The sequence below is a fragment of the Nonomuraea sp. NPDC026600 genome (assembly GCF_040638335.1).
GTDB lineage: Bacteria > Actinomycetota > Actinomycetes > Streptosporangiales > Streptosporangiaceae > Nonomuraea.
On the sequence record NZ_JBEZYD010000053.1, the window covers coordinates 17523 to 26867 of the forward strand.

At 71.5% G+C, this 9345-nt stretch carries 8 protein-coding genes; 1 reads left to right on the plus strand and 7 read right to left on the minus strand.

The window, feature by feature from the left end:
- The first annotated feature begins 80 nt into the window (after positions 1 to 80).
- Positions 81 to 1460 (plus strand): hypothetical protein, encoded by a 1380-nt coding sequence (locus AB0F17_RS59550; RefSeq protein WP_358044205.1) that lies wholly within the window; start codon positions 81 to 83, stop codon positions 1458 to 1460.
- A 219-nt stretch (positions 1461 to 1679) separates the two neighbouring features.
- Here AB0F17_RS59550 and AB0F17_RS59555 read toward each other — a convergent pair whose 3' ends face one another.
- The 7 genes from AB0F17_RS59555 to AB0F17_RS59585 form a co-directional block, all read right to left on the minus strand.
- Positions 1680 to 2300, minus strand: a complete 621-nt coding sequence (locus AB0F17_RS59555) for a hypothetical protein (protein WP_358044208.1) — start codon at positions 2298 to 2300, stop codon at positions 1680 to 1682.
- A 193-nt stretch (positions 2301 to 2493) separates the two neighbouring features.
- Positions 2494 to 4029, minus strand: a complete 1536-nt coding sequence (locus AB0F17_RS59560; RefSeq protein ID WP_358044211.1) for a type II toxin-antitoxin system Phd/YefM family antitoxin — start codon at positions 4027 to 4029, stop codon at positions 2494 to 2496.
- Between the two features lie 227 nt (positions 4030 to 4256).
- Positions 4257 to 6161 (minus strand): hypothetical protein, encoded by a 1905-nt coding sequence (locus AB0F17_RS59565; protein ID WP_358044214.1) that lies wholly within the window; start codon positions 6159 to 6161, stop codon positions 4257 to 4259.
- A gap of 964 nt (positions 6162 to 7125) precedes the next feature.
- On the minus strand, positions 7126 to 7632 hold the full coding sequence (locus AB0F17_RS59570) for a hypothetical protein (protein ID WP_358044216.1): 507 nt from the start codon (positions 7630 to 7632) through the stop codon (positions 7126 to 7128).
- A 37-nt stretch (positions 7633 to 7669) separates the two neighbouring features.
- Entirely contained in the window at positions 7670 to 8164 is a 495-nt protein-coding gene (locus AB0F17_RS59575) for a hypothetical protein (protein ID WP_358044218.1), read from the minus strand.
- Positions 8161 to 8514 carry a hypothetical protein gene (locus AB0F17_RS59580; RefSeq protein ID WP_358044221.1) on the minus strand — a complete coding sequence of 118 codons (354 nt, stop codon included), beginning with the start codon at positions 8512 to 8514 and terminating at the stop codon, positions 8161 to 8163. Before AB0F17_RS59580 ends, AB0F17_RS59575 begins: the two co-directional genes overlap by 4 nt.
- A 253-nt stretch (positions 8515 to 8767) precedes the next feature.
- Positions 8768 to 9292: a hypothetical protein gene (locus AB0F17_RS59585; RefSeq protein ID WP_358044224.1), complete on the minus strand. Its 525-nt coding sequence runs from the start codon at positions 9290 to 9292 to the stop codon at positions 8768 to 8770.
- Positions 9293 to 9345 lie beyond the last annotated feature (53 nt).

Here is a 9345-nt window from a genome sequence, read left to right on the forward strand (position 1 = left end):
GGGCCCGAACCAGTACCGTGAGAGTCGCGAAAGCTGGCGAAAAAATCACTCTGAGTCACCGGCGGCTGAGGGGATATTTGATGGCCAAGAGCACCGTGAACCCTCAATTACAGGCGTGGGTCCACGCCAGCGGTCTGTCTCTGGGCGAGATTGGCCGCAGGGTCAGCGCATTGGCCAAGAGCCGCGAATACACGCAGATCAACCCCGACACCACGCGGGTGCGGCGGTGGATGAACGGGGAGCAGCCCCGCCCGCCTGTGCCCGAACTGCTCGCCCAGGTGCTCTCCGACGCGCTACGCCAGCCACTGGCACCCCGTGATCTTGGCCTGCAGACCGCCGCCCTGCCGCTGGATAGGATCGAACTACCGCTGCTGCGGGAACCGGCGGCGGAGACCCTGGCCGGATGGACCCGGATGGACCTGCTGATGCTCGATCGCCGTGAAGTCCTCCAACTCGTCGCCGGAACCCCGCTGATCGCCGCCGCTTCGCACCTGCTCGACGCCACCGCCCGCCCGCTGAGCTTGCGCCAGGACGGTTTCGACACCGCCGCCGTTGCCGCCCTCGAAGAGATCACCGCCGCTTTCGCGCGCCTGGAATCCGTGCACGGCGGCGCCTTGTTCCGCACCTCGATCATCGGCCAGTTCGCCGAGGTCCTCCGCCGTATCCAAGACGGCGTTCCGGCCAGTCTCCGCGTCCGCGTCTTCACCGCCACCGCCGACCTCGCCGCGCTTGCCGGATGGACCAGCCACGATGCCGGCCGCTACGCCGCCGCGCAGCGGTACTGGTCCTACGCCATCTACGCCGCAGGCGAAGCGGGCAGCCCCGGTCGCGGCGCGGAGATCGTCACTCGCATGTCGCACCAGATGATCTACCTCGGTCATCTCCACGACGCGCTCGCCCTGCTCGACCTCGCAGCAACCCGGGCCCGACGCGACAACCAGATCGCGGTACAGGCGCTCGTGCACTCCCAGACCGGTCGCGTCCATGCGGGCCTGGGCCAGGTCGACGAAGCCGCCCGTCACCTCGATCACGCCGACGAACTCCTCGCCCAGGCCGCGGACAGCCCCGCCTGGGTCGCCTACTTCGACGCCGCCGAGCATGCTGGTGCCAGGGCCGTCAGCGCCCGCGACCTGACCCACCTCGGCCGCGGTGGCCACCCCGCCAGCCCTCACTTCGAAGCCGCGCTGCGACTGCGCAGGCCAGGGTTCGACCGGGTACGGACGATGGACCGGATCGGGCTGGCTGCCGCCCTGCTCGACGAGGGCGAACTTGAACAGGCCGCCGCTGCCGGCCACCAGGCCATGCAGAGCGCCGGCATGCAGTCGGCTCTCGTAGCGTCCCGGCTCAACACCCTGCTGTCCGCAGCAAATCGTCACCGAACCCCCGAGATCGCTGAACTGCATTCCCGGGCTGCGGACGTCGCGGCCCGCGCACCGATCACCTCAAGGGTCGCTGCCTGACCATGCCCTGCACGGTCGCCACACGATGCCAGGGGCCTCGTCTCGAAAGCATGGATTCGAGACGAACAGGGGGCCCGTCACTACGGGCGACATGCGGCCAAATAGTGTTGCAGGCTCCCGGTCAAGCTGCGTTGCAGGTCCGAGATTGCTTGTGCGCCCGGTCGCGCGCACGCGCGCGTAGGGGCGTCCCGAAAGTCCCGAAACTCCCCGCGCCGACCGTCACGAGGCGCACCGGCGATCAGTCCCGGCAGGCGCGGTCAGAAGTCGAAGTCGTGCGCCCCCGACGTGCCCCTCGAAGAGCAGGCACGGCTCATCCTCGTCCTCTGGATCGGCACTGTGGTCCACGACAGGGCAGGGCGGCAGTACGACCAGTTCCCGGGTGTGGTCGTCCCAGCGGAGCCAGACGTGGAGCCAGGCCTCCCGGTCGGGGTCAGCCACCGATTGGGCGTGCGTGACGTGGGCGCCGGTGTGGCCCTTCTGCAGCCCGCATCCGTAGACGGCGCTGCGATCGTCGGCGATAACGCCCTCGGCCAGCGGGGCCCATTCGGCGTCGGTGAGCGCGTTGTAGTGCGGACACTGTCCTTCTCGGGCGCGGTGCCGTACGCCGATGGTCAGCACGGCCGCAAGCCCGGCCGCGGTGTGGACGCGGTGCAGGGCCTCTCTGATCCGTTGGACGTCGCCGGTGCTCAGCCGCACCGCGCGCAGGTGGTCGGCCAGCAGTCCCACGTGCGCGGCGAAAAGTCGGCAGGCGTCGACCAGCGCCGTCACCGCGGCGCCATCGTCACGATCGTCGTCGCGGTCGTCATCGACCGGGCCCGCCAGCGCGTCCTGATCCGTCACGATCGTGACGGTACGCGCCCCTCCGGCCGAGCGTCCCCGTTTTCCCGTCGACCGCCACGACCCCTCGCCCGGCGAGCACCGCCATCGGCGTTGGCCGGGCGCCCACGGCTCCAAGCTCGGTTGTCGGATCGCCGCGACCAGGTGGGTGGTCATGTCCGTCCGAACCCGGCCAGCCCTGGGAGAGGCAGCTGTGTCAGGGAGTCGCCGCGCCCGCGCTGGGCGGCCACCATGCCCACTGCTTGCCGAGCTCGGCGAGGTGGTCGTTGACCTCCTGGCGGTCCCAGGCCGCGCCGTCCCAGCGGCTGGCGCCCAGCAGCTCCCGCGCCTGGCGGTACTTCCAGCCCTTCTTGTGCCGCAGGACGCGCAGCAGCTCGGCGAACCCCTCGGGGCCGCCGCTGTCTTCCGGCGGGCAGGCGCGGCCGCCGGCGCTGCAGCGCGGGTAGATCGCCTTCGGAGCGGGCTGGTGGATCTTCTCCACCACCAGGTCGTGGTCCCACATGTCGCCGAAGTCGTAGCGGTAGGCCAGATGCTCGCCCGCTTCGGGCAGCAAGCGGGCCAGGGTCACGTCGTACTCGCTGGTGGCGTTGTCGCCGTACTCGACCCAGTCCTTGGCAAACAGGTGCAGGTGGTAGTTCTGCCAGCCCATCGCGGCCTGGATCACATTGTGCAGGTCGAACAGGCTGGCGGCCGACGGCACCTGGATGCGCCGCCAGACCAGCGGCCGGACCTCCCGCAAGGCCACCTTGAGCTGGTGCACGGTGCTGGCCACGGTGGTGGGGACAGCGGCCGCCGGCGCCAGGTCGGCGCCACCGTCGGGATCCGGCTCATCATCGCGGTGTTCGACGACGCGGAGCACTCTGGCGTCCGTATCGCGCGGCGCCGGGGCGAGGGCCTCCGCCGGGATGGGGACCTCGGTCGCGGCGACGTCGACGTCCTGCGTCTGGCACACGGCCACGTCGGCGTCCACGTCCGTCGCGTCGGTCTCGGCGTCCTGGCCGTGGTCGCGGGCGGCCGGGGCGTCGTCGTCCCACAGGTCGTCGTCGTAGGGTTCGCCACGGGCCAGGCGTTCGGCGCGCAGTCGCTCGCGTTCGGCGTCGGTGATCCCGGTCAGGTACTCCCACCTGCTGACCCGCTGGACGGTGCCGCGGGCCAGGTCGTGCTGCAGCACGATCCGGGAGGCGCGGCCCATCTGCTCTTCCTTGACCACCCACGGGTCGGTCGCCTGCCAGGGCACGTCCTGCCAGGAGGCGTTCTGGGCGATCTCGACCGCAGCGCGGCGGGCAGGGGAGCCGGGCCGGCGCGGCCCGTCGCTCAGCGGTTCCCAGCAGGAGGCGCACCGCACCCACGCCACCTCGCCCAGCTGGCCGACGTCGGTGTCGACGACCACGTCCTGCACGCCGCTGCCGGGGTCGGCGGTGTTGACCAGCGCGTTGATGACCGGCCCGGTGTAGGCGACCAGCAGGAAGGAGGACTTACAGCCGGGGCAGACCGGCACCCGGCTACCGACCGGCAGCCGCTCGCCCAGGGCCTTCTCCCGCTCGTGCCGCTCGCGCTCGGCCTCCTGCTCGGCGAGGTGGCGCTGCCACACCGCGGCCGCCTCGACCGGCAGCAGCACGGCCTCCTTGCGGCCCGGCCCGCGCCGGGTCAGCGCCACCGGCTCGCCGCCGCCCGCCCGCTCGATGAGCTCGGCCAGGCGGACGCGGGCCTCCCGAATCCCGATCTTCTTCACGAACCGCATTGTGTACACAAGCTGGAGCCGGCCGGGCGGCAATCGCCGCTATCGCCGGACCTTGGGCCCCAACCGGATCCGGCTCAGCCGCCCGGCGGCCCGGCGCGGATCGGCCACGGTTTGTGTACACAAAGGAGCGGCGTTCATGATCATTAGGCGTTAACGTCCGGCGATCACCGGCTCTGGCGCGGTCGGGCGGCCGCTACGCCGACGGCTCGGTGGATCGGCTACGCGGCTGCCTTGGGCCGGACGACGCGCAGGTGGGTGCGGGCCGCTCGGTGGTCGGCTCGGCCGTGCCGGTCCCGGGGGTAGCGGTCGCGGTTGGCGTGGCTGGGTGCGCCGGCCAGGACGAGGCGTCGCTGGCCGGGGACCTGCTTCTGGCCTTTCCTGGGCTTGCCCTTGGTGCGCATCCAGTCGTGCTCGGCGAGCCACCAGGCGTAGGCGGCCCGTTCGACGGCGTAGCCGCGGTGGCGGCGCTCGCGGGTGCCGTCGGCTCCGATCCGTCGAGCGGCCCGGTCGAGGCGCTTCTGCAGGCTCTGGCGGGCTTGTGGGGTGGTGTTGGGCTTGCGGGTGGGGGCGAGTTGGTGGCGGGCCAGGGTGTCGAGGTGCCGGCGGACGGTGGCGGGCCGGTATCCGGTGTCTTCGGCCAGGTCCTTTACTTTGTAAATACCGGTGCCGAGTGCTGCGGCGGCCGTGGCCGCGACGTGCCGTCCGAGTCCGGCCTGATCCCGGGCTGGGCTGGGGTGGGTGAACAGGTCGTGCGCGAGGACGTGTCGGCGTCGGCGTAGCGCTGCTCGGCGCTGCTCACGCAGCGCGAGCACTGGTCGGAGGTCTGCTGCAGGGGGTGGGTTCCCTTGTGTCCCACCCCCCCCTGAGTTCTCCTCAGTCACAGCAGACGCACCCGCCTGAGACGGGCGGGCGGGCGGCTGGTCGGCGGCATCCTCCAGCGCGCGGGGCAGCACCCGGTAGCGGTGGGCGCGCTGGCCTTCCCCCGCTGTGACCAGGCACAACCACTCATCCAGGCACATGCGGTGCAGCGCCCGGGCGGCGGTGCTCTTGCCCATCCCCGTCGCCAGGGCCAGCCGCCGGCAGTCGATCTCGATCTCCTCGCTCACCGCGTCCAACGCCAGCTCCAGGACGTACTCGAGCGTCTTGCGGTCGGACGGGCCGGACTGCCGCGACCAGCGCCCGGCAGGTGTCTCGGCCTCGATGGCCCGCTCGACGCCCTCGACCAGGTCCACCACGGCGGCCACCCGGCGCACCCACGCGTCCTCGACAGCGTCCCCGGCCCCGGCCTCGGCGTCGTCCTGGCGCTCGTGGCCGGCGGTCGTGTCGGCGCTCTGGTCGGCAGTCTCATCGGTGGTCTCGCGGCGCAACGTGGCGGCGTAGGCCACGGCCCGCTCCCACTGGCGCGCCAGCAGCCGGGCCCGCTCCTCCGCCTCCCGCACCCGGCTCCCGGCCGCGCCGCCGGGGCGGCGCAGGTGGATCAGCCCCGGCTCCGACAGCTCCGCCTCGATCAGCTCCGCGGCCTGGCGGGGCGACCAGCGGGCCAGCGCCAGCCGGACCAGGATGCGCATCAGCTGGGCGTGCCCCTGCCCGGCCGGCGGCGTGACGGCCAGCAGGCCGGCCACATCGCACGGGCGGCACTGCCCGGCCAGGCGCGGCCCCTCAGGGGTCTGTTCGACGGCGCGCACCCGCTCGGCCTCGATCTGGGCCGCCTCGACGTCGCCGGCATCCAGCAGGACGGCCAGCCGCTCCACCGCTTCGGCGTCGTTGGGCACGCTCAGCACCGCCGCGGCGGCCTGCGCCGTGATCGGCACCCAATCGTGCACCGGCCTCGACCAGCCGCCGTCCCGGTGCGGAGCGCCCGGCGGCCGCAGGCAGCCGGTGCGCGCGTTGGTCAGCGGGCTCTTGTCCAAGGTCGGCAGGCGACGCCCGGCCGCATAAGCGATCTGCCGCACCACGGCGGCCGCCGTCGCCTCGATCGGCACCCAGACATGCACGCCCCCGCCCGGACCGGACTCACACACCAGGTACCGCAGGTCAGCCTCATACAACAGGCCCTGCAGCTCCTCAGCGTCCCGCTCCACCGCCCTCACGCCGTAGCCGCCCGGATCCAAGTCGAACCCCAAAAACAGGTACTCCTCGGCCTGATTGGTCAGATACCAGGCATACGGCCCATCCGGCGGGACAGGCCCCAACCGGCGCGTCCGCTCATACGAATGCGCCCACCCCCCCGCCGACGTGCGCACATCAACACGCGCACGACCACGCGGCGCCAAGGGGTACAACGCCGCGTGAAACGCGGCGGCGCCGCCATGGGCGTACGACATCCCCGGCTCAAGCTCGCCAGCGAGCTCGGCAGACGGAAAAACGGAAGCGGAATTCGCCCCACCCGGCGTGTCGGTACTCGGGCATGGTGGGCTAACCGCCTGGCGCCCTGCTATGGTCGTCTCCAGACGTGCAAAGTCCCGTCAGGGTCGATCCGCTCTTCGCCGGCCAAAGCATTCGAGCTGATCGTTCTCAAACGTGAACATCGAGATGAAGTTGTGGTCCAACGCCCCGTATCTGCGGGGCGTTTTTTATTGCCTGGGGCGCCTCCCGGCGTGATCAAAGTCGATTCAGTGCCGCATCCTTCCATGTTCCGACGCTTAGCGTTGCCGCAGACGGCAATGCCGCGCCGGGCGTGTCGCGCACGGCCAGCGCAAACCGGACGGAAGGGGCGCAGGTCGGCACCAACGCCACCGGGGTGGGACGGACCGGCCGCGTACGGCGCCGACATGACCTGATCACTACCAGATACCTTGACAGACCGTGCGATCTTTTTGTCAAAAGACCCCCAGACGGCCCGTTTTGCGACCTTGACAGGCTGTGGATGCCGGTTTGTACGTCGCCCACCACGTCGACCGGCGGGCAACGCGATCAGTCCGGGCATGCGGTGGGCGGCGACGTCGACCAGCGGGCGGGCAAGACGCGGCGCGCGTTCCTGCCCGTGCGGCAACCGGCGTCGACCAGCCAGGCCCGCCGTACAGCGCAGCGCGCTCTGGCAGATGCGCTGGGCGCCGCACGGCGGAACCGTCGAGGGCGTGCAGGTCGTCACGCGCGGTCCGCCGCGTCGTGGAGGGAGGCCAGGAACGCCTCGACGTCGTCCTCGAGCGTCGTGCCGGCGGCCGCGCGGGCGATCTGCTTGACGCGGGCCGCGCTCAGCGTGTGGTGGTTCAGGAACTCGTCGATCTCGTCGAACACCACGTCGCGGGTCTCATCGTCGGCGCCGAGCTCGTGCAGGTCGGCGCAGAGCGCGTTGAAGAACACGACCGCGAACGCCTCGCCAAGGTCGACGGCATCGCGACGGCGGGCCGATGCGACCAGCCAGGCCGCGTGCCGCTTGACGTGGGCGCGGCGGGAGATGATGGCGCTGGTCGCGATCGCCAGGAACGCCAGCCAGCAAAACAGCACCAGCGGGATGGATGCCGGGTTGGGGTCAGCGAGCTCGACCACGCTCATGCCCGCCAGCACGGCCGCCATGAGCAGCAGCACGGCGGCGGCGGCGCGGTAGCGGCGCCGGTGGGCGAGCGAGAAGCGGTCCGGGTCGTCGTAGTTCACGGCGGGTTGGCCTTTCGTGTCGGGTTCGGGTCGGGGGTCAGAACGGGCTGCAGCTGGGCGTGGCGGTGCGGCGTGCTCGCGCGGCCAGCAGGCGGCGCAAGGCGATCGCGTTGCTGTCCGGCGAGAGCACGGTGAGCGGCCCCGACCTGGTCAGGGCACGGACCCGTCGGGCGACGTGGGCGGGCAGGCTTGCGTCGAGCACCACCAGGCGCACGCTGTGGTCGGCGTGGGCCCGGGCCAAGTCGCGAGGCAGGCGGCTCAGTTGCGCCCGGGGCAGCTCGTGGATCCACAGCGGGACGTCGGCGGCCGCCGCCAGCGCGTGGGAAAGCCGCTGCCACTCGGGATCGGTGAGCTGGCCGGCCAGCACCCGCTCCGGCGCCAGGCCGGCATCGAGGGCGGCCAGGGTGATGGCGGTTCTGTGCACCCGGGCCGGTGACGGCCGATTGGCTCGGACCAGCAGCATGGGGATCCCGTAGCGTGCGGCCACGAAGCTGAGCCACTCCAGGCGATGGACGCGACGGATGGTGATCATGAGGTGGGCTCCGTCGTGCTCGGCTGCGCAGGAGCCGGATCACGCAGGAGCTGGATCACGTCGGCGACGTCGACCGGTTCGTGTTCGGCGGCGGGGCCGCGAGCCAGGGATTCCCGGAACAACGCGTGGATGCCGGGCTGCAGGGACTCGATGCGGACGGAGACCTGCAGGCGCTCGGCGAACTCCAGGACGGGCGCGCTGTCGCCCTTGTTCTGCAGGGCCTGGATCGCCAGCCACAGCTCGCGGTAGATGTTGCGGCGTTCCTCGCCGGTCAGGCCGTCCCACAGGGCCAGAGCGGCATCGAGCGTCGGCGCCGGGGTGGGCTTGCGGGCCGGGATCGGACCGGGCATGTGGATCTCCCTTGTTCGGATGGCGGCACCCGTACGGCCAGTCCGTACGGAGTGGTGGCGCGGAGCGCGGTTCTTCACGGCAGCGCGGGCGAGAGCCGGCCGCCGTCCGGCAGCGGGCGGGCGGGGTGCTGCGCCCGCCCGGCGTCGGACGGCGCGGCCCGTGCTGAGCTGGGGCGGCGTGCTTGGGCGACTCGCCTGGCGGAGGCATCTGCCGGGCGAGCACCTGCGGCACGGGCACCGAAGGACATGGCTGTCACGCCTGCGGGGCAGTGGCCGGCGTCGGCTGGGCGTCGGCGAGGAACTGCCTGATCTGCTTGGCGGTCACGTAGATGTCGGAGTACGCCTCGCCGAGCCTGAGGCCGAGATGGCCGTCGGCGTGCCAGTCGATCTCGGTGATCGTGATCCAGCCTTCGACGCCTTCGAGCGACGCGATCACGACAGCCGGCTCGTGGTTGCTGTCAGGTTGAGGGTTGTAGACGACCAGGGGACTTCCCGGGCCTACCGCCTCTTCCAGGTAGCGGCGGGGAAAGGTGTGCCACCAGGCGGAGGGCTTGTGGCCGTACAGGTCGTCCTGCCAGTCCTCCAGCACATCGGCGCGCACGAGGGTGACCATGTCGGGTCGAGACGCCGAGTAGGTCAGGGCCGTGACGATGGTGGAGGGACAGGCGAGGCGCTCGATGTCGGCCCAGCGCTCCAGCACCGTGCTGATGCTCAGGATGCTGATCGCGGTCGGGGCGGGCAGGTCGAGCCGGTCGAGCGCGGTGGTGGTGACAGTCATTGCTGGTCTCCTGATCTTGAGGAGTGCAGAGGGTCGGGCGAGGGTCGGGTACA